Below are 24,364 nucleotides of genomic sequence, written 5' to 3' on the forward strand. Positions count from 1 at the left end.
ATCTTGACTTAGAGTTAACTTCAAGGAGTATAATTACCTAATATAAAAGTAAATCAAAGTTAGGAGAGAAAATATGAACTTAAATATTTTGAACAACATAAATTCCCCAAAGGATTTAAAGGAATTAAATAAAGAGCAGTTATACACATTGGCAGAGGAAGTAAGAAATGCTGTAATAAATAAAGTTAGTCAAACTGGTGGGCATTTTGGACCTAACTTAGGAATGGTTGAAGCAACAATAGCATTACATTACGTTTTTAATTCACCAGTAGATAAGATAGTTTATGACGTTTCACATCAGTCATATCCTCACAAGATATTAACTGGAAGAAAACATGGATTTATAGAAAAGGATAAATTTGATTCTATAACAGGATACACTTCACACGTAGAAAGTGAACATGACTTTTTTATAGTTGGGCATACATCTACTTCAGTAAGTTTAGCTTGTGGACTTGCTAAAGCACGTGATATAAAGGGTGATAAAGAAAATATTATAGCAGTTATAGGTGATGGTTCCTTAAGTGGGGGAGAAGCTTATGAAGGTCTTAATAATGCAAGTGCTTCAGGAAAAAATATAATTATATTAGTAAATGATAATGATATGTCTATAGCAACCAATCATGGTGGACTATATAAAAATCTAGCTAAACTTCGTGAAACTGAAGGAAAAGCTGAGGATAATTTCTTTAAAGCATTAGGTTTTGAATACCACTTTGTTAAAAATGGTCATGATATAGAATCTTTAATTGAGGTTTTTTCAAAGGTTAAAGATATAGATCACCCAGTAGTTGTTCATATGAATACTATAAAAGGTAAGGGATATAAAGATGCTGAAATTAACAAAGAAGCATTTCACTGGGCTGCACCTTTTGACTTAGAAACTAAAAAACCGCTATTTACAGGTTCAGGAGAAAATTATGGAGATATTACAGACAACTTCCTAATTGAGAAAGCAAGAGAAGATAGTCGTATTTTTGGAATATCTCCTGGAACACCTATGGGTGGATTTAATAAATTTAGATATGAATTTAAAGATCAATTTGTAGATGTTGGAATAGCAGAGGAACATGCAATTGCTTTAGCTTCAGGTATAGCATCTCAAGGAGGCAAACCTGTTGTATCAGTTATGAGTTCATTTGTACAAAGAACCTATGATCAATTATCACAAGACTTAGCTATTAATAATAATCCAGCATTAATACTTGTCCAAGGTGGTGGAATCAGTGGCTCAGATGTAACTCATCTAAGTATATTTGATATACCTTTAATATCAAATATTCCTAATATAGTTTACCTTGCTCCAACAACAAAAGAAGAATATATAAGCATGATGGAATGGGGCTTAGAACAAAATGAACATCCAGTTGTAATAAAAGTGCCAGGAAAAGGGGTTATATCAACAGGAGAAAAAGTTTTAGCTGATTTTTCTACATTAAACACTTATAAGAAAGTAAATGAGGGAAGCAAAGTTGCAATAATAGCACTTGGAGCATTCTTTGAGCTTGGAGAAAAGGTAAAAGCAAAATTAAAGAACTCTATGAATATAGATGCAACACTTATTAATCCAAGATTTATAACTGGAATAGACAAAGAAATGTTAACTGAACTTATGGCCAATCACGAAGTTGTTATAACTTTAGAAGATGGAATACTTGATGGTGGATTTGGAGAAAAGATAACAAGATTTTATGGTGCTAAAGATATGAAAGTCCTAAACTTTGGTGCAACAAAAGAGTTTACAGATAAGGTTGATGTAAAGGAACTTTTCAATCGCTATCATCTAACTGACGATCTAATAGTTGAAGATATAAAAAACATATTAGCCTAAAACACAAGTTTCAAAATATGAAAAAATATCCTCATTAAAGACTGTATAATTATAATTGTAAACAAGTGAACTAATTTGTTGAAAAATAATTACAGTTTAGATGGGAGAAATGAATATGACAATTAAGTTTCCAAAGGATTTCTTATGGGGTGGCGCTACAGCAGCAAACCAATTTGAAGGAGCATATAATGAAGATGGTAAAGGGTTATCAATTCAAGATGTTTACCCTAAGGGAATTATGGGTGGCATAACTGATGAACCAACAGAAGACAATATGAAATTAATAGGAATAGATTTTTACCATAGATATGAAGAAGATATAAAGTTATTTGCTGAAATGGGATTTAAAGTTTTTAGATTATCTATAGCATGGTCTAGAATATTTCCAAATGGAGATGACAAAGAACCAAACGAAAAAGGTTTAGAATTTTATGATAAAGTTTTTGATGAGTGTTTAAAATATGGTATAGAACCACTTGTTACTATATCACATTATGAAACGCCATTAGCTCTAGCTAAAAATTATGATGGATGGAAAGATAGAAGAGTAATTGGCTTTTTTGAAAAGTATGTAACAGTACTATTTAATAGATACAAAGGTAAGGTTAAATACTGGCTTACATTTAATGAAATAAATTCAGCAGTACATGCACCATATATGAGTGCTGGAATTTTAACCCCAAAAGACAAGTTAAGCAAAAAAGATTTATATCAAGCAATGCATCATGAATTAGTTGCTAGTGCTTCAGCAGTAAAAATAGCTCATGAAATAGATCCAAGTTTAAAGGTAGGCTGTATGATATTAGGAGTACCTAATTATCCATTAACACCTAATCCAGCTGATGTATTAAAGGCTTTGGAAGCAGATAGATCAAATCTTTTCTTTGCAGATATTCATGCTAGAGGTAAATATCCTAGATACATGAATAGATATTTTAAAGAAAATAATATTGTTATTGATATGGAACCAGGTGATGAGGAGATCCTAAAAAATACAGTTGACTTTATATCCTTCAGTTATTATATGAGTGCCTGTGCAACAGCAGATGAGAGTAAAAAGGCTGGAAAAGGAAACATTATCGGTGGAGTTCCAAATCCATACCTAAAAGCTAGTGACTGGGGATGGCAAATAGATCCAGAAGGCTTAAGATATATACTTAATGTACTTTATGATAGATATGAAAAGCCACTTTTCATTGTAGAAAATGGACTTGGAGCAGTAGATGAACTAATTACAGATGAGAATGGAAATAAAACTGTAAATGATGACTACAGAATTAATTATTTAAATGATCATTTAGTTCAAGTAGGAGAAGCTATCGAAGATGGAGTTGAACTTATGGGATATACTACTTGGGGCTGCATTGACCTTGTAAGTGCATCAACAGCAGAACTTAAAAAGAGATATGGATTTATCTATGTTGATAGACATGATGATGGAAGTGGAACTTTAGATAGATACAAAAAGAAGAGCTTTAACTGGTATAAAGAAGTTATAACAACCAACGGAGAAAGTTTAAAAAGAAGATAATATTAAATAGAATTTTTGAAAAGGCAACTGAGGTTATATCAGTTGCTTTTTTTTGAAAAAACTATTGACCCTAACATGATGTCATAGTGTAATCTATACTTAGAGCTTAGAAATTGAAAACTCGTTGCCGGCAAAGTTTAGAGAATATTGAAGCTCTATAATCAAACTTGGAGGAATATTTATGAGAACAGTAAAACAAGTTTCGGATTTAACAGGCATAAGTGTTAGGATGCTTCATTATTATGATGAGATAGGTTTGTTAAAGCCAACTTTAACTACAGAAGCTAAATACAGACTTTATGATGATGAGGCATTAGAAACTCTTCAACAAATTTTATTCTTTAAAGAACTCGATATACCCCTTAAAGAAGTTAAAAAACTCATAGATAATCCAAGGTTTGACAAATCTAAGGTTTTAGAAAATCAAAAAAAGCTTCTTATTTTAAAGAGGAATAGATTAAATGATTTGATAAAACTAATAAATAGAACCATAAAAGGAGAGCGTGAAATGAGTTTTAAAGAATTTGATATGAGCGAATACTTTAATGTTCTTGAGGAATTTAAAAAGGATGAAGATAAGATAATTAAGGTATACGGTAGCATGGATAAATATGATGAAATGATTGAAAAAATAAGATCAAAAGAAGATGAAATAGCTGATATGGCTATAAAAGAGTATGGAAGTATAGAAAAGTATGCTAAAGCAGTAAAGCAAAATCTTAATAGTGATCTTTTAATTTTATCTGAGCAATATGCTGCATTTAAAAAAGAACTCCTAGATGATACAAATCTAGAACTAGCAAGATTGTTTGAAAAACTTTCAGAAGATTTAAGAAAAGACATTTCATCAAAAGAAATCCAAGTAATTGCCGATGCAATAACCAAAACTGTAAAAAAGGATTATAAAATTTTTGAAGATGAAATTGGAGATGAGCATTGGTTCTATATGATTAAGCTATTTCTAATTAATGAAGAATGGATAAAAGATGTTGATAATAAATATGGTATTGGGGCATCAAAATTCATAGGTCAAGTACTAGAAATAAATTTAGGTGGTAAAAAACCTAAAATAGAAACCTTATATGATAATTTAGTTTTGGATTTAACTAAAGATCCATCATCTTCCGAAATCCAAAAAATTATTGAAGAAATAGCTTATGAAACAGATAAAAGTAATAAAATATACAAAATAGATCAAGGCGAAAATCATTGGGCATATATGTCTGATCTTTATTTAAATAATGATATATGGATAAAAGTTACTGAAGATAAATATGGAGAAGGAAGATCAAGATTTATAGGTGAAGCCTTTAAAGTATATGCAGATAAATGTAAAAACTAAAAAGATTATATTTCTAATAAAGGAAACTTATTTTGAGTTTCCTTTTATGAATTTAGGAAGCGTCAAATATTGAATAAAATAATATGTTGACAAGAAAGGATATAAATCCTATAATTAATTCGTACTCGAACGAATGAGGTGTTGAGAATGGATAAGAAATGCATTATGGGAAAGATTAATATGATTAGTGAAACTTTTGATAAATTTATGATTAAAAAAATAAAAGCTGAGGGCTTACCTATACTGCAAAATCACATAACATTATTTCATATTCTACCCGAAGATGGTTCTAAACTACTATTTAATGAAGTAGTAAGCATGTGGAAGATATCTAAATCGTCGCTATCAGATATTATTAATAAATATGAAAATCAAGGATTAATTAATAAATGTGAATGCCATGAAGATAGAAGAAGTATTCATATAAGTTTAACAGAGGATGCTATGCCCATAAAAACAAGAATTTTAGAGCTAGAGGAAGAATTTCGAAATGTGTTATTAGAAGATTTTACTCAAGAAGAAAAAGTTGTGTTTGAAGATAATATTAATAGTGCATTAAATAATATCAAAAAAATGCTATAGGTGTATTTTTTTAATGATATTATACGTACACGTACGAATAATTGTTGGAGGAAGGTATTTTTATGAAAGAATTAATAATTAAATCATTAGATAAAATTAGACCAATATTACAAAATGATGGTGGGGATGTTGAATTTGTTGGTGTTAGCAATGATGGAGTTGTAAGTGTTAAAATGCAAGGCGCTTGTGGGAATTGTCCTGGAGCTATGATGACTATAAAAATGGTTATAGAAGATAGATTAAGACAAGAGGTGCCAGGAGTTAAGTCTGTAATAGGGGTTTAATATTATTTTAAGATGTATTTCGTAAGTTAAGGAAATGCAGCTTAAAGTAAATCAATACGTTCGAGTACATTTTTAGTGATTTTGGTTAGGTTAGGGAGGAAACTATGTTTACTAAAATAAAAAATAGGCTAGTTTTTAATTCAATTAGAAAAAGATTAATTTTTAATTTTACTTTAATAGCAGCAATAATATTAGTTATTTGTACGATCTTTTTTACTTTTGAAATGAGAAAAGGTATAGAAAATCAAATGAAAGCTGATGGAATAACATTAGTTAATAATATAAAAGCCAATATAGAAAGTCTAGATAATATTGATATTAAAAGTATGCAGGAAGTAATAGATGCTACTGATAGTATATCCGTAAAACATATGAATGAACAAATACATAAAAGCCTTATTAACAGTATTATATTTGGGTTTATAATATTAGCCCTAACTTTTATAGTTGCATTGCAAATTGGAAAAAGGATAGCAAAACCTATAGAGATAATTAAAGATGCTATAGAAAAAGCAGGAGAGGGAGATTTCACAGTAGAATATACTATTAATAGTAATGACGAAATAGGGAAACTTGCTAATGCTAGTACAAAAACTAGAAAAAGTATGAGAGAACTTGTTAGAAAAATTAAAGTCATATCTGAAAGTTTAAGTAACATATCAAATAACATATCTAGCGGAGGAAATCAAATAGCATTATCAAGTGAAGAGATTGCATCAGCAGTTAATAATGTATCACAAGGTGGAATGAAACAAACAGAATCCCTTGAAGAGGCAGTAAACTTACTTAAGAATTTTTCAAGTGACTTAAATGGAGTAAATGATAAATTAAATATATTGTCTAAAGATGGAGAATACATAAGAAAAGATGCAAATGCAGGTGCAGAGAAAATTAATAATCTCTCCGCTAGTGTAGATGAAATGCTTAATTCATTTACTCTTGCAAAAACAAAAGTTGAAAATCTAGATGAAACAATATCTCAAATAAATTCAATTGTTGATGTAATAAATGGGGTTGCATCGCAGACAAATCTATTAGCTTTAAATGCTTCAATTGAAGCAGCAAGAGCTGGTGAATCTGGAAAAGGATTCTCAGTAGTTGCAAATGAAATAAGAAAGCTTGCTGAAGAGGTGTTAATGTCATCAAAGGGAATAGCTAATCTTGTAAATACTGTTACAAAAGAAACCCATGATGTTTATGATACTACAGAGCATGTAACAAATATAGTTGCTGAAAGTAGGCAAGATATAGAAACAGCAATTGATGCATTCAAACAGGTAATTATAAGAGTAAATGATATACCTAAGGAAATTAATGAAGTACATAGTGTTTTAAAGGGAACTGTAGGTACAAGTAATGGAATATTAAAAACCGTAGAATCAATAACCTCTGAGTCTCAAACAATTACAGCTTTATCAGAGGAAGTAACTGCTTCAACAGAAGAGCAGGCAGCAATTACAAATGAGATGTCCATAACTTCTAAAAAATTGGTTAATATATCAAAGGTATTAGAGAAAAATGTTTCTGCCTTCGATATTTAGTATATATTTAAAGTCAGGCAATAAGGCCTGACTTTTTCTTATACAGGTAAATCTCTCTTTGAAAAAATAAATATACTAATGCTATAAAGTATAATTGAGATTGTTGTAAGTACAATTACAGGAAGTAAGATGTTTTTTCCTGCAATAATATCGTTAGGATTAAATAGAGTGTATAGTGTAAAGTACTTCAGATTTTCAAGTTTTCCACCCATATTAGCTATCATCTGAATCAGATAAAATATAACGGGTATACCTGCTCCAATTGTGAAAGAAAGTTTAGTATCATTACTAATACTTGAAGCAAAAAAGCATATCCCACTTACAGCTAGGTGAAGCATAAATACTGAAAAGTTAATCTCAATTAATTTCTTAACATCAAGAGCTCCAGGATGAAAAAATGCGGAAATAACTATAATTGCAACAGTAGCATAAGCTATAAGAATAGCCATATTAACCCATAAACATAAAGCTTGAGTAAAAATAATTTTTATTCTTTTATTAGGAGTTGCAAGAAGATACGCCATTGATCCGCGATCAATATAGCCAGCCACAAGTTTATTTGCAAGGATTATAATAAATATAATAGGAAACATCAAAATTATAAATCCATATAAATAAGAAGATAAAAAGCTAATAAGTGAACCACCGCTTGAAACCATACCAAATGCTTTCATTACCTCAGGCATAGCTTGTACCATCTGTTCCATTATATTATTTTTTTCAGGATCATAAAGATAAATCATGCTTAAAATATATAATGTTAAAATATAAATAAAAATCATAAGAAGTTTTGAATTAGCCTTCATTTCACGTTTAAATAATGGCAAACTAATCATTTTTTTCACCTCCATAATAGTGTGATGATTGTATATCTCCATAGTAGTGCATAAATAATTCCTCAAGGCTTTGGGTTTTAATATCTAAACTTTTTACTTCATATTTCCCTAGAGCATGTATAAGGGGCATGACCTTACCTTTTATAGATACTGTAACTTGATTTTTAACTATTTCTTTTACATTAAACCCATCATTAATAAAGTTTTTTGCCATTTCTTCATTTAAGAAGGTTATAATATAGGATTTATGTTTTGAGCTAGAGAGAGTTTTCATATCTTCGATAGCTACTAATTTACCATTTTTAATAATCGCTGTACGGTCACAGGTACGTTCAATTTCATCAAAAATATGAGATGACATAAAAATTGTTTTACCTTTTTCCTTTTCTGATAAAATAAGCTCTAAAAACTTGTTTTGCATAAGTGGGTCAAGACCTGAAGTTGGTTCATCAAGAATAATAATATCTGGATCATTCATAAATGCACAAACTATACCAATTTTTTGTTTCATACCTTTGGACATTTTTTTTATTTTTCCAGAAGGGTCTAAACTAAACATATTGATTAGCTCTTGAGCACGGCTAAAATCCTTAACACCTTTCATTTCTGAAATAAATTTAATGAAGTTAATTCCAGTCATATCATCCATGAAAGCTATTTCTCCAGGTAGATATCCAAGATTTTTTTGAATTATATGACTATCCTTGCTACAGCTCAAACCATTGATAGAACAGCTTCCTTTGTCTGGATGAATAAACCCCATAAGATGTCGTATAGTAGTTGTCTTTCCAGCTCCGTTTGGACCTAAAAATCCGAATACCTCCCCTTTTTTTACTGAAAGATCTAGATTAAAAACACCTTTTTCACTTCCATAATCTTTAGTTAAATGTTTTATTTCAATAACATTCATAGTTATATTTTCCCCCTTTACTATACAATTTGAACTAAAGCGCCTTATGAGTTCATAATACTCCCGATTTTATAGTAAGTCAATATATTTTGAACTTAATTTAATATTAAAGTTCAAAATATATTGTGGTATAATTAAATAAACATACGTATAAATATAGGTGGTGATATGATGAATGGATACGAAAGAAGAACTGAGGAAAAAAAGAAATTAATTTTAAATACAGCTTTAGATATGTTTTTAAGAAGCGGAATATCAAATACAAGTGTTTCAGATATAGCTAAAACAGCAAAAGTTTCAAAGGTTACAATTTTTAATTATTTTCAAACCAAAGATAATTTAGCTAGGGAAGCCTTAAAGATATATTTCGACCAATATATTAGTTCTTTTATAAATATAATAGAATCAAATAAAACCTTCATAGAGAAATCAGAAGAAATATTTTCTCTATCAGCAGAAAATGCTCCAACTATGATGGAATCTGATATATTAAGTAAAGAAGTATGGGAAGATCCTTTAATGCAGCAAATTTATAATGAATTAGTAAATGAATCCATGCTGTTTTTGATAAAGTACATAGAACAAGGGAAAAAAGAAGGAATAATAGACTCTGTTATACCTACTAATGCATTAATTTCATTTATATCCATGTGGGCTGCTTTATCTAATCCAGGAACTGGAGATGCAAGCATCGAATATATTTTAGGAGTAAGCAAATTATTTTTCTTTGGTATATTTGGAGATAAGGATAATCTAAAAGAAAGAAGCCGATTATTTAAATCTTATGAAAGAGTAATAACTGGGCAGGAGCAAAAAGATAGAAATAGTAACTTTTAAAAATAAACTGCTACAAAACTAAATATTTTAGTTTTGTAGCAGCTTAGTTATATAACAAAATTAATACTAATTCCAATTGTAAAAATCCATATCAATAACTTCCTCAGTTCGTACATCTAATTTATCATTGATTTTAATAAGTTCTGATGAAGGGCCTGTAACTCGAATTCCATATATCTTAATGCCATTATCAAGAATATACTTGGCATTATCTAAAACTCTATTATCGAAGTTTTGATATTTTATTAAACTCTTATTTGCAGAGATATATTTTTTATTTTCATCTAGCCATTTTAATTCTTCTAAAACTCTTTTTTCGTATTCTGTGTTTTTATAATTTAATTCCTCTGAAAATAAAGTTTCAGTGGTAAATAAACTTCCTGGGATTCCCCACTGGACATATTGATTTTGTCCACTACTCATATTTGAAACCTTAAATTCCTCATATCCACATTCTACTGCCATCCATACAATTTTTAGGTCTAAGTCTTTTAAAGATTCTAGCAGATTTTCTAAATTTGTTACTGAATTTAGAGAAATATCAACTAGAGCTACAGTAGTATCACTGTTCTTTTTAAGTGTATTTAAAGCTTTTGTTGGAGAAAGACTTTGTGATAAAGTATCAGAAAGTTGAATATTTGGATGAATGAATTGAACAAAAGGAGTTACTGGACTTTCATAAGTTCCAGAAATCATATTAAAATTTCTAGAAATAGTAGTAGAATTTTTATTTTTTGTGCCTATGATTTCTTTTGTGTAAGTCTCTATATCAAAACTATATTTGCCAAAACCAGCATGCTTATTCCCAAATCCAACTACTGTATAAGGAGAAGTAAATTGAGTAATATCTGAAAGCGTTCTTGTAATATCAGAAATTTTAGGATAATAAATAAACTTAAATACACCTGGGACTACAACAAAAAACATACTTATAAATATTATTATTGATATTATTGTTGTAGAGATAACCTTGAAGATCAAAGTTTTTCTAGCTTTATTTAAAACTTTTTTTGTATTTATGGAATTAGAGTAGTCTTTATTTTGAAATATTTGCGATTCTAACTCATCTAATAATTTCATGCAATTAGGACAATTACTTATATGAGTGGATATTTCATATTTTTCTTCCGAGCTACATTCATCATTTAAATATCTTTTAATGTTTGCTTTAACATCATTGCAATTCATAGAGTACCTCCATTTCTAAAGTTTTTATGATTACTCTCATACAGCTTTTTAAATTTATTTCTAGCTCTGTAAAGAGTGACTTTTACTTGCACTAGACTCATTCCAGTTAATTTTGATATTGCTTCATAGGATAACTCCTTAAATTCTCTTAAAATTAAAATTTCTCGATAGTTAGCTTTAAGCATGTTAAGAACCTTTCTTACTTCATCTGAATCTTCATTTTTTAAAAGATCACTATAAGGAATTGCTTCATATGAAACATCTTCTTTTTCAATTTCTTCTGTAAATTTGTATTTGTTTTGCTTTTTCACATAATCAAAGTATAGATGTTTTGAAACTGTATAAAACCAAGCTATATTCAGTTCCTTTTTACTTATGAGGATTTGCTCTAGTGCCCGACAAAAGGTTTCTTGAACAATTTCCTCAGCAACATGCTTATCTCCAGATAGCTTCATAATATAGCTGAATAATTTATCTTTTATTTCACTGTAGAGCTCTTCCAGTTCAGGCACTTTCTCACCCCTTTCATCTATATAACAATTAGAAAAGTAAAAAGTTACACTAAAAATATAATCTTTTAAAATATAGTGTAATTTTACGATATGGTTACTAGATAATCAAAGAAAATATTCCAAATTATTCTTAAAAAAAGATTAAGAAATACCAATATAGCTATAAAAGTTAAGGTTTTCATATATAATGAAATTACTAATAATAAAGGCAGCTTTGATTTAAAGGGGGATAAATAATTGAGTGGTAATAAGAAAAAAGTTTTAATAATCATATTTGTTCTTTTGAGTGGATATTATTTCTTTGTAGGAAGGTATGAAATAGTTGTTTATAATAAACTGAGATATTTTAAGTCAAAAATAAAAGCAAGCTCTTTAGAGGAGAAAATTGTTTTAGATTCATTTAGATTTGATATTACGGATGAATTTGAGAAACTTAAAAATATTTATGTAGATAATGAAAATATCGTTGAAATTCATAAATCAAGAAAAACAGAGAAGACTAATCCTAGAAAAATAACTATTAATAGTTTAAAAGAAATAAATGAAAAAGATTATACTGATTTAGAGCAAATGGATAAGTATTATAGTTTTGTAGAAAGATTAAGAGAATACAATCCTTATGAACATAAAGTTATTGAAGTAAATTATAATATAGTTTATTATCCAAAACATGCTGCTGTGGCTCAATGGGGAAATGGAAGTTGGACTAGGTACTATGTAGTTACAAGAGAAAAAGAAGATTCAGACTGGAAGCTGTTTGATGTTTATTGGCAGATATAGAATGGGATTGTTTTAACTCCTAAGATTTACCTAGAGTATATATCTTAGGAGTTTTATACTATCTTTAATATAAATCAATTATCTCTAATGATTTCTTTTTAATTTCAGTGATAGCTTCAAAGGGTTCTAAAATTTTTATATCTTTACCATAACTAAATGCAAATTCTATTCCTTGCCATAATGAATCAAAACTTATATAAAGATGAAGCTCATCATTCCTATAAATAATTTCTTTTATTGTTATAAAAGGTCTTTCCCTTACGCTTTCAAGTATATTAGGATTAATTTTAAAGATGAAATTGTATTTAGGTATTAAAGTTTTAAATTTACTTACGGAATTTTCCCAATAAGTTTTCAGGTTAAATTCTGGAGGTCTAGTAAATTTATCATTAGTTAAAGTAGCTGATTCAATAGAAGATATCTTGTAGGTTTTAATAGTATCGCAATCTATAGCAACAAGATACCAGATACTCCTTTTGCAAACTAAGCCTAAAGGATTGATAGTTATTTCTTTTTTTCCATCTATCTTTTTGTAACACATCTTTAACGATTTTGAACTCCATGTAGCTTTTTGTAATGTAGAAAGTACATCTTTGTTTGTATTAGTTTTTGAATTATTCCAGGTATTCATATCAATATAAATATAGTTTTGAAAATTTTCAAATTCCTTATAATTATCAGGTGAGGAGTCTCCTAAAATCTTCAATATAGTAGTATTTTTAAGATTTTCTATTCCTAGATCTTCAAATATTTTATCTCCAGTAGGAATAAATAAAGAGAGAAGCTCATTTTTATTTATTCCTGTAAGGGTAGTCTTATAATTGCCTAAAAGTGTTATGCCTCCATTTATACCTTTTTCAGTTACAATAGGTATTCCTATACCACTTAATGAATCAATATCTCTATAAATGGTTCTTACAGAAACCTCAAGTTTTTTAGACAATTCTTGAGCTGTTAACTTTTTGTATATTTGTAATAACATAAGTATAGAAATTAATCTGTCTGCTCTCATTATTTCCTCCATTTATATGACATAGGTTGTCAGTTTTTATATCTTATAATTAATTATGTATTAAATCAACATAATTATAAAGCATATAGAAAAGAATATTTATAACATGTGAAGGAGGATTTTTAAATGGAAAGAAAAATAATTTTAAATCTAGCCATTAGTTTAGATGGATTTATAGCTTCAGAAGATGGTACCTATGAGTGGATTGTTGGAGATGGAGATCATAAACTAAATACAGGAAAACATGATTTTAATAAGTTTCTTGAAGGTGTTGATACTGTAGTTATGGGAAAAAATTGCTATGATCAAAACATGCATCTTGAATACAAAAACAAAAAGGTGTATATTGCTACATCTCAAAAACTTCAAGATAAAGAAAATATACATTTTATTAATGGAGATATATGCAAAGTAATTCTAGAGGAAAAAAAGAAAGCGGGAAAGGATATTTACCTTTTCGGTGGAGGAGTTCTGGTAGATCATTTTATTAAAGCTGATATTATCGATGAGTATATCATTGGTATAATTCCAATTATACTTGGAAAAGGAAGACCACTATTTTTACAAAATAACCCTACAGTAAAACTACATCTTGATGAATATTTAATAGAAGATGGGATTACTATCTTAAAATACTCAAAGAGATAGTAAGACCTTGACAACTGAAAAGAAAAAGATTACAATCAATTCGTATTCGAACGAATGAGGTGGTAATAATGGATAAAAAATGTGTTATGGGCAAGATAAAAATAGTCAGTGAAGTTTTTGATAAATTCATGATGAAAAGACTTAAGGCAGAAGGAATGCCTATATTACAAAACCACATAACTCTATTTCATATTTTACCAGAGGATGGATCTACATTACTTTTTAATGAAGTTGCAAGTTTATGGCAGATATCAAAGTCTTCATTATCAGATATAATAAATAAGTATGAAGGTCAAGGATTAATTCAAAAATGTGAATGCCATTCAGATAAAAGAAGCGTTCATATAAGATTAACTGAGGATGCCATGCCAATAAGAAAAAGAATTTTAGAATTAGAGGAAGAATTTCGCAGTATATTATTAAAGGATTTTACAGATGAGCAAAAAGAAATTTTTGAATGTAATATAGATAAAGTAATAAACAATATAAATGATTTTAGATTTTAACTTATAATAATGCCAGGCTTTTAAGTCTGGCATTTATTTATGTAATTAAATGAAAATACACAAACCCTCCAATATCGCACCAGAGTTTATGTATTATGATATAATCTGACCTGTATATTGGAGAAGGGAGGTAATTAGTTGAAGGTCTATAGAACATCAGATGTGGCTAAAATCATAGGTGTACACAACAATACTATTTTGGCTTATGAAAAATCAGGATATATAAGCAATGTTGAAAGAAGTGAAAATGGTTATAGAATTTATACAGATAAACATATTGAGCAAATTAAGCTTGCAAGATTAGTTTTAAAAAATGATATAGTAAAAGTTTATATGATATTTAAAGTAAGAGAAATTTTAAAAACTATTTCAAGGAATGAATTAGATATAGCTTTGGATTTAAGTAAGAAATTCTTATTACAAATACAAGTTGAAAAAGCTAATGAATTTATACTTATTAAAGAAATAAAAGAGTTAATAAAATTTCATATTGATGAAAATAATAAGATTTCCTTAAAAAGAAGTGAAGTATCAAAAGAAATCGGTGTATCTATTGATGTAATTATTAATTGGGAGAGAAATGGACTATTAGAGGTACCAAGAAATAATAAAAATAATTACCGAATTTATTCAGAACATGAAATTATTCTATTGAAGACCATAAAACTTATAAGAAAAGAAAACTACAGTACTCAATGTATTGGGAAAATGATTAGAAAAATAGAAGCTAATAACTTTGAATTTCTACATAGAGAAAATGAATTATTATCACCTATAGGAGATAGACAAAAGGATATGGAAAATTTGATATGTCACCTAAATAAAATGAAGGAGGATTGAATAAGTATGGATAAAGAGTTTATTGTTTTAAAGGGCTTAAGGGAAAATAATTTAAAAAATGTTTCACTAGAAATACCCAAAAGAAAAATAACAATATTTACAGGGGTGTCTGGCTCTGGTAAATCCTCTATTGTTTTTGAGACAGTAGCAAAGGAAGCTCAAAGACAGTTAAATGAAACCTTTAGTGCCTTCATAAGAAACTTTTTACCAAAGTATGGTGAGGTTAAAGCTGATAAAATAGAAAACTTATCTACCCCAATAGTAATAGATCAAAGCAGACTTGGAGGTAATTCAAGATCAACTTTAGGTACTATTACAGATATAAATTCTTTCTTAAGAGCCTTATACTCAAGATTTGGAAGTACCTATATAGGTAAAGCAAATATGTTTTCCTTTAATGATATACATGGTATGTGTCCAGAATGTCAAGGTCTTGGTAAAAAACTAATTCCTAACATGGCTGAAATACTTGATATAAATAAGTCTTTAAATGAAGGAGCTATTTTACTTACTGGGTTTGGGGTAGATTCTTGGCACTGGAAACTGTTTGTTGATTCAGGATATTTTGATCCTAATAAGAAAATAGTAGATTACTCAAAGGAAGAAATGGAGAAATTCTTAAATTCTCCTGCTCATAAAATAAAACTTGATGAAACAGGTAAAATGAACATAACCTTTGAGGGTTTATTAATTAAATTTAATAGATTGTATTTAGGCAAACAAGGAGAAACCTCAGAAGCATCAAAGAAAAAACTAAATAAACTTCTTATTGAAGATACTTGCCCTAAGTGTAATGGAAGAAGGCTTCATGAAAGAGTATATAAATGTTTAATTAATGGTTATAATATTTCAGATTTAACTAAAATGCAAATTGACGAATTAATTAAAGTCATTGGGGAAATAGAAAATCCAGAGGCAGAACCCTTTATAAAAAGTATAATAGAGAAACTTAATAATATTATAGACATAGGGCTTGGATACTTAACTTTAGATAGAGAAACCTCATCATTATCTGGTGGTGAATCTCAGCGTATAAAAATGGTAAAATATTTAAACAGCAATCTTATAGATTTGATGTATATATTTGATGAACCTAGTATAGGACTTCATCCAAGAGATGTAAATAAATTAAATAATCTTTTAATTAAACTTAGAGATAAAGGTAATACGGTGCTGGTTGTTGAGCATGATCCAGATGTAATTAAGATTGCAGATCATATAGTAGACATAGGACCAAGAGCAGGAAGAGATGGTGGAAAAATTGTATATCAAGGAAGGTATGAAGATTTACTTAAATCTGGTTCTTTAACTGGCGAAGCCTTAAAGAAGTCACTATCTATTAAAGAAAAAGTCAGAGAGCATAAAGGGTATCTAGAGGCAGTTAATTGTAATAAAAATAACTTAAAAAATATATCGGTTACCATACCTAAAGGGATATTAACTGTTGTAACTGGAGTTGCTGGCTCCGGTAAAAGTACCTTAATAAAAGATGAATTCTTAAAACAGAATAAAGATGCTGTACTTATAGATCAAAGTGCAGTATCAACTAATTCACGATCAAGTTTAGCAACCTATAGTGGAATCATGGATAATATAAGAAAAGTTTTTTCTCAAGCTAATAATGTTAGTATATCATTATTTAGTTCAAACTCAGAAGGAGCATGTGAAAATTGTAATGGAAGTGGAGTAATAGAAACAAATCTTGCATTTATGGAAAATATAAAAAGCACTTGTGATGTTTGTGAAGGCAAAAAATTTAAAAGTGAAGTTTTAGACTATAAATATCAAGGTAAAAGCATAATAGAAGTTCTAGATATGTCTGTTACAGAAGCTATTGAATTTTTTAACATTAAAGCAATAAAGTCAAAACTAGAAGCTTTAGAAGAAATGGGTATAGGTTACTTAAGCTTGGGGCAAACCCTAGACACATTATCTGGTGGAGAGTGTCAGAGATTAAAACTTGCAAGTGAACTACATACTAAAAGTTCAATCTATATTTTAGATGAACCTACAACAGGACTTCATATGGCAGATATAGAAAAGTTTATAAATATAGTTGAAGGAATTGTAGATAGAGGAAATACAGTTATAATTATTGAACACAATGTAGATATAATTAAAAGGGCAGATTGGATAATTGATATGGGACCAGATGGTGGAACTAGAGGTGGAGAAATAATATTTGAAGGAACACCAAAAGAGCTTCTTAAATGTGAGGCATCATTAACTGCTAAATATATTGAAGCTACTAAGAGCATATAAATAAAGAGAATTCACTTACTTTTCTAGAGTAGATATAGTATAATAATCATTAACGAATAATGACTATATAAAATAGCAGAGAGAATAGAATATTTACTGCAAGGAGAGTATTTATATGAATGAATTTTTAGAAATTGTAAGAGAAAGAAGATCTGCAAATAAATTTATTAAGGGTATAAAAATCCCAAGGGAAGATTTTAATGAAATATTTAGGGAACTTTCTTTAGCTCCATCAGCGTTTAATTTACAGCATGCAAAATATTACATAGTAGAAGATGAGGAGTTAAAAAACAAAGTTTATGAGGCATCATTTAAACAGTACAAAATTAAAACTGCATCTGCAGTAATAATTGTTACTGGAGATAAAAATGCATATTTGTCCGCTGATAAAATTTATGAGGGGTCAATGTTACTTGGAATGATTGATAAAACTGAGTACCAAATTATGATTGATAGTATTCATAACCTTTATACGGGGTGGGGAGAAGAATTTAAACATGATGAGGCAATAAGAAATGCATCCTTATCATCTATGCTTTTTATGCTTTTAGCAAAAAATAAAGAATGGGATACATGTCCAATGATATATTTTGAAAAAGAGAAGATAAGTAAACTACTAAATATTCCTAAAAATGAAGTACCTGCACTGATGATAACTATTGGTAAAATGGACAAGAGTAGTAATAAAATTAGAGGCTATAGAAAACCTACTACTGAATTTGTAAAATACTTTTAGAAATTTAGATATTGTAATGAGTTTAATCAATATATTAAAATCTTGAGAAATAAAGATTTTTTATTTTATAAAATTATAGATGTAGTGAGTCTAATACATATAATTGTAAATATATCATCTATTTGTTATAATTTACTATATTAAAATTAAATATACAAATGGGGGACTTTATGAAGAAAATACTTATATTTACAGTTGTTGGATTTGTTTTAGCTTTATCATTTAATTTATGGGGGACTATAGGAAGGTTTAATAATGTAGCTATTATAACTAAAATATATATTTATTATAATAGCTACATAATTACCATAACTCTAGCTTCTATGATTATTCTATTAACATACAAACATAAGGAAAAGGTGATACCATACTTTATTTCCTCCGCTTTAATCTTAGGTGTAGTAAACTACATAATCATGGATCTTAACAATAAATACTATTATACATTTGATAAATTTGATAATGTAGTTGCATTTATACTTTTTACTCCTTTAGAGCTATTTTTTATATTTGTAGCTTATGGATTTGAACTTTTGGTATTAAAAATGATAAAGTTAGTTGGAGATTATTGTAAGAGGCTTGGGTAAGTGGGATTTTACATAAGGGAAATGTAAAATAATGATTGGACAAGGGTAAGTGAAGAAATGCAGTTCTAGATGAGTATGATGTAAACTAGCGTAATTAATTAAAACATAATCACACATAAGTAATCAAATTTAATAAATTCTGAATAAAGACTGCTGTAAGTATTTAAATATCGTACTTATGGCAGTCTTTAAATAATGAAAAGAATAACTCTAATTGACTAATTTTAAAAAAATAGTTGTATAATACAACTATTGCATAGTACAATAATTTCAGGAGGTAATTGATTATGATTAATGAAAAACAACTAAGAGAATCTATAAGAATAATGGAAAGAAAACTTGGAGTTTTAGAGGAATGTGGCTATTCATGTTGCGATATTACAATGTCACAATGTCACGCATTAGTAGAAATAGGACGAGTGAAAAATATCTCCTTAAATCAATTAGCTGAATTATTAAATTTAGAGAACAGTACAATGAGTAGGACTGTAAATAGCCTTGTTTCAAGAGAGTTAGTTAAAAGAGATATTGATCCAGAAGATAGAAGATATGTAACAATATCACTTACAGATAAAGGATATAAAATTTTTGAGGGAATAGAGAAAGATATGAACCAATATTTCAAAAAGATATATGATGGAATTCCAGATGAGAAAAAACAACAAGTATTAGAAAGCTTAGATATACTTATAAAAGCTATAGATAAAATTTAAATATTTTAGGTTTAATTAAAAGGAGAAGAGATATGGACTACAAAGTTGAAAAGATGAGGTCAGAAGATTGGGATCAAGTAAAAGACATTTACTTAGAGGGAATTAATACAGGGATAGCAACATTTCAAAATGAAGTTCCTACTTGGGAAGCGTGGGATAAAGGACATCTTAAAATAGGTAGGTTAGTAGCACGCTCTAGTGATGGGGTATTAGGATGGGTGGCTATATCTCCAACTTCTAGTAGATGTTGTTATGAGGGAGTAGTTGAAGTAAGCGTATATATTGGAGAGAATTATAGAGGAAATGGGATAGGAACAAGTCTTCTTAAAAAATTAATTGAACAAAGCGAAGAAAATGGAATTTGGACATTGTGTTGTTCAATTATAAAAGAAAATTATGGAAGTATAGAAGCACATAAAAAATGCGGGTTTAGAGAAATAGGTATAAGAGAAAGAATATCTAAAATGCCTAATGGAACATGGCACGATGTTGTATTACTTGAAAAAAGAAGTAATATTACTGGTATGATATGATTAAAGTTTCTAAACTAAATTATTGTTATTAGAGAGCATATATTTTTTGTTTATATATGCTCTTTAATTTTATAATTTATTAAACTTACATCTCAAGTTTTTTATTATTAAGTCTAGAATTTGAGAAACACTAAATCCAATAGTATCAAGATGATCAAAGTTGAATATAATATAAATATATAGATGAGTGTAAATGTAATGCTATTATAAATCTCGAAATATTCAATAATAGTTGACTAAACATAGATAATCATCTATATTTAATACATAGACATTCATCTATATAAGGAGTGGTTTTATGAATTTAGATTACGAAGTTAATGCAAAAATATTTAAAGCATTATCAGATCCAAACAGATTAAAAATTATAGATATTCTTTCATGTGGAGAAAAATGTGCCTGCGATATATTGGAGAGTTTTGAATTTACTCAGCCAACCTTATCTCATCATATGAAAGTATTAATAGATTGTAAGCTTGTTAAATCTAGAAAAGAAGGTTTATGGAATTACTACACTTTAGATAATACAAGCGCAAATAAGCTTGTTTTATATTTAATGAATATAGTCACAGAAACTGAAGACTGTATATGTAAATCTGTAGAAGATAATAAAAAGTGTTAAAAATAAATTTAAGGAGTTGTTAATTATGAAAAAAATGATTATTTTTGATCCTGCTATGTGTTGTTCAACTGGAGTATGTGGACCAGGAGTTGATCCAGAGTTATTAAGAGTGTCAACTGTATTAAATAACTTAAAAAATAATGGTGTGGTTGTTGAAAGACATAATTTATCTAGTAAACCACAAGCTTTTGTAGATAATAAAGTTATTAATGATATTTTAAATAGTGATGGGGTAGATACTCTTCCTGTGACATTAGTAGATGGTGAAGTTGTTAAAACAAAAGGTTATCTTTCAAATGAAGAGTTTTGTAAATATTTAGAGGTGCCAGAGGATTATCTTAAAGTTTCTATTAAAAAAGCAGAGATGAAGCTTAAACCTAAAAGTTGTGGTTGTAAGGATGGTTGCTGCTAAAATAGAGGGGGATTTTCATTTTGAATAAATTTAATTTAAATGACATTAGACTAACTAAATATTTGTTTTTTACAGGTAAAGGTGGAGTTGGAAAAACTTCAACAGCATGCGCTACTGCTATGACACTGGCTGATCAAGGGAAAAAAATCATGCTAGTAAGCACAGACCCTGCGTCAAATTTACAGGATGTATTTAATACTACTTTAAACAATAAAGGGGTAGAAATAGATGAAGTTCCAAACCTTGTTGTTGCAAATTTTGACCCAGAAGAAGCTGCAAAAGAATATAAAGAAAGTGTTGTAGGACCATATAGAGGAAAGCTTCCTGATGTAGTTATTAAAAATATGGAAGAACAATTATCAGGTTCCTGTACAGTTGAAATAGCAGGTTTTAATGAATTTTCAAACTTTATAACAGATGATAAGGTGAAAAATGAGTTTGATCATGTAATATTTGATACAGCGCCTACAGGTCATACTCTTAGAATGTTACAACTTCCATCAGCTTGGAGTAACTTTATAAGTGAAAGCAAACATGGTGCATCCTGTTTAGGTCAGCTAGCAGGTCTTGAAGATAGAAAAGAGATTTATAAAAATGCAGTTAAAACTCTATCAAATGGAGATTTAACTACTCTTATTTTAGTATCTAGACCAGAGAATTCACCACTTAAAGAAGCTGAAAGAGCATCAAAAGAACTTCAAGATATTGGTGTAAATAATCAAATCCTCGTTATAAACGGAGTTCTTAAAAATCCTGATGATGAATTATCAAATAATATATTTAATAAACAAAAAATAGCTTTAAGTAATATACCAAAACATTTAAACAATTTAGAAACTTTTGAGATTCCTTTAAGACCATACAATATAACAGGTATTGAGAATTTAAGAGCCTTTCTAAAAGAAGATAATATAAAGTATAATCATGAAAAATTAGATGTTAATGAAATACCTAAGTTAAGTGAAGTAATAGAAGATTTATATAAATCGAACAAGAAAGTTATATTTACTATGGGAAAAGGTGGAGTAGGAAAAACAACAATGGCTGCATCTATAGCCTTAGGTTTAGCTAATAAAGGTAAAAAAGTACACTTAACTACTACAGATCCAGCTCACCATCTTAAATTTGTTTTAGATGAGGGGTATGGAATTACCTTAAGTAATATAGATGAGAAAAAGGAATTAGAAAAATATACACAAGAAGTTTTAAAAAAAGCTAGAGAAACCATGAGTGAAGAAGACTTAGAATATGTAGAAGAAGATTTAAGATCTCCATGTACTCAAGAGATAGCAGTATTTAGAGCTTTTGCAGAGATAGTTGAGAAATCTGAAAATGAAATAGTTGTTATAGATACAGCACCAACGGGTCATACTCTTTTATTATTAGATTCTACACAGAGCTATCATAGAGAGATAGAAAGATCTCAGGGAGATATTCCTGAATCAGTAAAAAAACTTTTACCTAGATTAAGAAATGAAACTGAAACAGAAGTAGTCATAGTAACTTTGGCTGAAACAACCCCTGTTTATGAAGCAAAAAGACTGGAAGATGATTTAAAACGTGCTGGAATAAATAGCAAGTGGTGGATTATAAATTCAAGCTTATATGCAACAAATACTACTAATGAGATTTTAAAGGCAAAAGCTAATAATGAGATTCCTTGGATTAATAAAGTTAATGAAATAGCTAATGGAAATTTTGCTATAGTTGAGTGGAAACCACAAGAAATAAAAGGGGATATGCTTTTAAGCTTATTGAAGTAACATATTAAGTAATAATCGTAGCAATAGTTTTAGGAGGATTAGTATGAAGAAAGAAAACGAAAGTAAGGGGTTAGGTGTCTTTGAAAGATATCTTACTATCTGGGTTGCATTATGTATAGTTGTAGGAATATTAATAGGTCAGTTTTTACCTGTAATTCCAAATACACTTAACAAATTTGAATATTATAACGTGTCAATTCCAACTGCCATACTCATATGGATTATGATATATCCAATGATGTTAAAGATTGACTTTTCAAGCATAGTAAATGCCACTAAAAAACCAAAAGGACTAATAGTAACTTGCGTAACTAATTGGCTGATAAAACCATTTACTATGTATTTCATAGCAGCATTTTTCTTAAAAGTTGTTTTTAAAGCATTTATACCAGCTGACTTAGCAACAGAATATATAGCAGGAGCAGTTTTATTAGGTGCAGCTCCTTGTACTGCAATGGTGTTTGTTTGGAGTTATCTTACTAAAGGTGATTCTGCCTATACCTTAGTTCAAGTAGCAGTTAATGACTTAATAATCTTGGTAGCTTTTGCACCGATAGTAGCATTTTTATTAGGTGTAAGTGATGTATCAGTGCCATATGGAACTTTACTATTATCGACGGTACTATTTGTGGTTATTCCTTTAGCAGCAGGATATATAACAAGAACATCTGTTATAAAGAAAAATGGTCTTGATTATTTTAATAATGTATTTATAAAAAAGTTTAATAATATTACAATTATAGGTTTGTTATTAACACTAGTTATAATATTTTCCTTCCAAGGGGATATCATTTTAAATAATCCACTACACATTCTATTAATAGCCGTTCCATTAACAATTCAAACTTTTTTAATATTTGGAATAGCTTATGGTTGGGCAAAGCTTTGGAAACTTCCTCACAGTATAGCAGCTCCAGCTGGAATGATTGGAGCAAGTAATTTCTTTGAGCTAGCAGTTGCAGTTGCGATATCCTTATTTGGATTAAAATCTGGAGCAGCTTTAGCTACAGTAGTTGGGGTATTAACAGAGGTACCTATAATGATAACATTAGTTAAAATTGCTAACAGTACTAGAAAATCATTTGAAAATAAATAACGAAAGAGGTAATCATTATGACTAAACCAAAGGTTGCATTTATATGCGTTCACAATTCTTGTAGATCACAAATGGCAGAAGCTATTAGTAAATTATACGCTTCTGATGTTTTTGAGGCATATTCAGCCGGTACCGAACTTAAAGATCAAATTAATCAAGATGCAGTTAGAATTATAAAAAACTTACATGGTGTGGATATGAATGAATCACATAAGTCTAAACTACTAACAGATATTCCAGAAGTTGATATTGTAGTAAAAATGGGATGTAATGTAGTTTGTCCCTTCTTACCAGCTAGACATACAGAAGATTGGGGATTAGATGATCCAACAGGAAAAGCCGATGAAGAGTTTATAAAAACAGCAGAGACTATTAAAGAAAAAGTAGATGATTTAAAAAATAGAATACTAAATAATGAAGTTTAGGAAAAATGAACTATATTCTGTAAAATAGACACTAA

26 protein-coding genes are annotated in these 24,364 nt (G+C 28.9%); 21 read left to right on the plus strand and 5 right to left on the minus strand.

Annotated features, from left to right (window positions below):
- The first annotated feature begins 73 nt into the window (after positions 1-73).
- The 6 genes from B3N22_RS11225 to B3N22_RS11250 all read left to right on the plus strand — a co-directional run bounded on the left by B3N22_RS11225 (position 74) and on the right by B3N22_RS11250 (position 7,111).
- Complete coding sequence (locus tag B3N22_RS11225; RefSeq protein ID WP_286907132.1) at positions 74-1,831, plus strand: 1-deoxy-D-xylulose-5-phosphate synthase; 1,758 nt, start codon at positions 74-76, stop codon at positions 1,829-1,831.
- 115 nt (positions 1,832-1,946) lie between these two features.
- A complete protein-coding gene (locus tag B3N22_RS11230) occupies positions 1,947-3,362 on the plus strand; it encodes a glycoside hydrolase family 1 protein (RefSeq protein ID WP_286907134.1) in 1,416 nt (471 codons plus the stop codon).
- A gap of 181 nt (positions 3,363-3,543) precedes the next feature.
- Positions 3,544-4,704 carry a MerR family transcriptional regulator gene (locus B3N22_RS11235; protein ID WP_286907136.1) on the plus strand — a complete coding sequence of 387 codons (1,161 nt, stop codon included), beginning with the start codon at positions 3,544-3,546 and terminating at the stop codon, positions 4,702-4,704.
- Positions 4,705-4,851: 147 nt separating this feature from the next.
- Complete coding sequence (locus B3N22_RS11240) at positions 4,852-5,286, plus strand: MarR family transcriptional regulator (RefSeq protein WP_073016645.1); 435 nt, start codon at positions 4,852-4,854, stop codon at positions 5,284-5,286.
- A gap of 62 nt (positions 5,287-5,348) precedes the next feature.
- Positions 5,349-5,570 carry a NifU family protein gene (locus tag B3N22_RS11245; protein ID WP_021801783.1) on the plus strand — a complete coding sequence of 74 codons (222 nt, stop codon included), beginning with the start codon at positions 5,349-5,351 and terminating at the stop codon, positions 5,568-5,570.
- Between the two features lie 104 nt (positions 5,571-5,674).
- Complete coding sequence (locus B3N22_RS11250) at positions 5,675-7,111, plus strand: methyl-accepting chemotaxis protein (RefSeq protein ID WP_286907140.1); 1,437 nt, start codon at positions 5,675-5,677, stop codon at positions 7,109-7,111.
- Positions 7,112-7,149: 38 nt separating this feature from the next.
- Here the strand turns inward: B3N22_RS11250 and B3N22_RS11255 are convergent, their stop codons facing one another.
- Together B3N22_RS11255 and B3N22_RS11260 are read right to left on the minus strand one after the other, a co-directional pair.
- Positions 7,150-7,947, minus strand: coding sequence for an ABC transporter permease subunit (locus B3N22_RS11255; RefSeq protein ID WP_286907142.1), 798 nt, complete (start codon positions 7,945-7,947; stop codon positions 7,150-7,152).
- Positions 7,940-8,857, minus strand: coding sequence for an ABC transporter ATP-binding protein (locus B3N22_RS11260; RefSeq protein ID WP_286907144.1), 918 nt, complete (start codon positions 8,855-8,857; stop codon positions 7,940-7,942). The genes B3N22_RS11255 and B3N22_RS11260 overlap by 8 nt, the downstream gene beginning before the upstream one ends.
- 171 nt (positions 8,858-9,028) lie before the next feature.
- On the opposite strand from B3N22_RS11260, the gene B3N22_RS11265 reads away from it, so the two are divergent.
- The gene (locus B3N22_RS11265) at positions 9,029-9,694 is read left to right on the plus strand and encodes a TetR/AcrR family transcriptional regulator (RefSeq protein ID WP_073016635.1); all 666 of its coding nucleotides are present in this window, start codon (positions 9,029-9,031) and stop codon (positions 9,692-9,694) included.
- 66 nt (positions 9,695-9,760) lie between these two features.
- Here B3N22_RS11265 and B3N22_RS11270 read toward each other — a convergent pair whose 3' ends face one another.
- Both B3N22_RS11270 and B3N22_RS11275 read right to left on the minus strand, forming a co-directional pair.
- Complete coding sequence (locus tag B3N22_RS11270; RefSeq protein WP_286907145.1) at positions 9,761-10,882, minus strand: anti sigma factor C-terminal domain-containing protein; 1,122 nt, start codon at positions 10,880-10,882, stop codon at positions 9,761-9,763.
- A complete protein-coding gene (locus tag B3N22_RS11275; protein ID WP_286907147.1) occupies positions 10,879-11,394 on the minus strand; it encodes an RNA polymerase sigma factor in 516 nt (171 codons plus the stop codon). The genes B3N22_RS11270 and B3N22_RS11275 overlap by 4 nt, the downstream gene beginning before the upstream one ends.
- Positions 11,395-11,631: 237 nt before the next feature.
- Here B3N22_RS11275 and B3N22_RS11280 point away from each other — a divergent pair, with 237 nt between their 5' ends.
- Positions 11,632-12,174: a hypothetical protein gene (locus B3N22_RS11280; protein WP_286907149.1), complete on the plus strand. Its 543-nt coding sequence runs from the start codon at positions 11,632-11,634 to the stop codon at positions 12,172-12,174.
- A gap of 64 nt (positions 12,175-12,238) precedes the next feature.
- Here B3N22_RS11280 and B3N22_RS11285 read toward each other — a convergent pair whose 3' ends face one another.
- The gene (locus B3N22_RS11285) at positions 12,239-13,186 is read right to left on the minus strand and encodes a helix-turn-helix transcriptional regulator (RefSeq protein WP_286907152.1); all 948 of its coding nucleotides are present in this window, start codon (positions 13,184-13,186) and stop codon (positions 12,239-12,241) included.
- 126 nt (positions 13,187-13,312) lie between these two features.
- Here B3N22_RS11285 and B3N22_RS11290 point away from each other — a divergent pair, with 126 nt between their 5' ends.
- The 13 genes from B3N22_RS11290 to B3N22_RS11350 all read left to right on the plus strand — a co-directional run bounded on the left by B3N22_RS11290 (position 13,313) and on the right by B3N22_RS11350 (position 24,329).
- The gene (locus tag B3N22_RS11290) at positions 13,313-13,834 is read left to right on the plus strand and encodes a dihydrofolate reductase family protein (RefSeq protein ID WP_286907154.1); all 522 of its coding nucleotides are present in this window, start codon (positions 13,313-13,315) and stop codon (positions 13,832-13,834) included.
- A 68-nt stretch (positions 13,835-13,902) separates the two neighbouring features.
- Complete coding sequence (locus tag B3N22_RS11295) at positions 13,903-14,340, plus strand: MarR family winged helix-turn-helix transcriptional regulator (protein WP_286907155.1); 438 nt, start codon at positions 13,903-13,905, stop codon at positions 14,338-14,340.
- A 138-nt stretch (positions 14,341-14,478) separates the two neighbouring features.
- Positions 14,479-15,180, plus strand: coding sequence for a MerR family transcriptional regulator (locus B3N22_RS11300; RefSeq protein WP_286907157.1), 702 nt, complete (start codon positions 14,479-14,481; stop codon positions 15,178-15,180).
- 6 nt (positions 15,181-15,186) lie between these two features.
- Positions 15,187-17,442, plus strand: a complete 2,256-nt coding sequence (locus tag B3N22_RS11305) for an excinuclease ABC subunit UvrA (protein WP_286907159.1) — start codon at positions 15,187-15,189, stop codon at positions 17,440-17,442.
- 115 nt (positions 17,443-17,557) lie between these two features.
- Complete coding sequence (locus B3N22_RS11310) at positions 17,558-18,178, plus strand: nitroreductase family protein (protein WP_286907161.1); 621 nt, start codon at positions 17,558-17,560, stop codon at positions 18,176-18,178.
- A gap of 170 nt (positions 18,179-18,348) precedes the next feature.
- Entirely contained in the window at positions 18,349-18,765 is a 417-nt protein-coding gene (locus tag B3N22_RS11315; protein ID WP_286907163.1) for a hypothetical protein, read from the plus strand.
- Positions 18,766-19,052: 287 nt separating this feature from the next.
- The gene (locus tag B3N22_RS11320) at positions 19,053-19,478 is read left to right on the plus strand and encodes a MarR family winged helix-turn-helix transcriptional regulator (protein ID WP_286907165.1); all 426 of its coding nucleotides are present in this window, start codon (positions 19,053-19,055) and stop codon (positions 19,476-19,478) included.
- Positions 19,479-19,510: 32 nt separating this feature from the next.
- Complete coding sequence (locus B3N22_RS11325; RefSeq protein WP_238903966.1) at positions 19,511-20,011, plus strand: GNAT family N-acetyltransferase; 501 nt, start codon at positions 19,511-19,513, stop codon at positions 20,009-20,011.
- Positions 20,012-20,309: 298 nt separating this feature from the next.
- Positions 20,310-20,633 (plus strand): ArsR/SmtB family transcription factor, encoded by a 324-nt coding sequence (locus B3N22_RS11330; protein ID WP_286907168.1) that lies wholly within the window; start codon positions 20,310-20,312, stop codon positions 20,631-20,633.
- A gap of 25 nt (positions 20,634-20,658) precedes the next feature.
- On the plus strand, positions 20,659-21,045 hold the full coding sequence (gene arsD, locus B3N22_RS11335; protein ID WP_286907170.1) for an arsenite efflux transporter metallochaperone ArsD: 387 nt from the start codon (positions 20,659-20,661) through the stop codon (positions 21,043-21,045).
- Positions 21,046-21,062: 17 nt separating this feature from the next.
- Positions 21,063-22,808, plus strand: coding sequence for an arsenical pump-driving ATPase (gene arsA / locus B3N22_RS11340; protein ID WP_286907373.1), 1,746 nt, complete (start codon positions 21,063-21,065; stop codon positions 22,806-22,808).
- A 43-nt stretch (positions 22,809-22,851) separates the two neighbouring features.
- Positions 22,852-23,904: an ACR3 family arsenite efflux transporter gene (gene arsB / locus B3N22_RS11345; RefSeq protein WP_414632231.1), complete on the plus strand. Its 1,053-nt coding sequence runs from the start codon at positions 22,852-22,854 to the stop codon at positions 23,902-23,904.
- A 17-nt stretch (positions 23,905-23,921) separates the two neighbouring features.
- The gene (locus tag B3N22_RS11350; protein ID WP_286907172.1) at positions 23,922-24,329 is read left to right on the plus strand and encodes an arsenate reductase ArsC; all 408 of its coding nucleotides are present in this window, start codon (positions 23,922-23,924) and stop codon (positions 24,327-24,329) included.
- Positions 24,330-24,364: the final 35 nt, after the last annotated feature.

This window comes from Clostridium sp. UBA1652, assembly GCF_002320975.1.
GTDB classification, from domain to species: Bacteria; Bacillota; Clostridia; order Clostridiales; family Clostridiaceae; genus Clostridium_T; species Clostridium_T intestinale.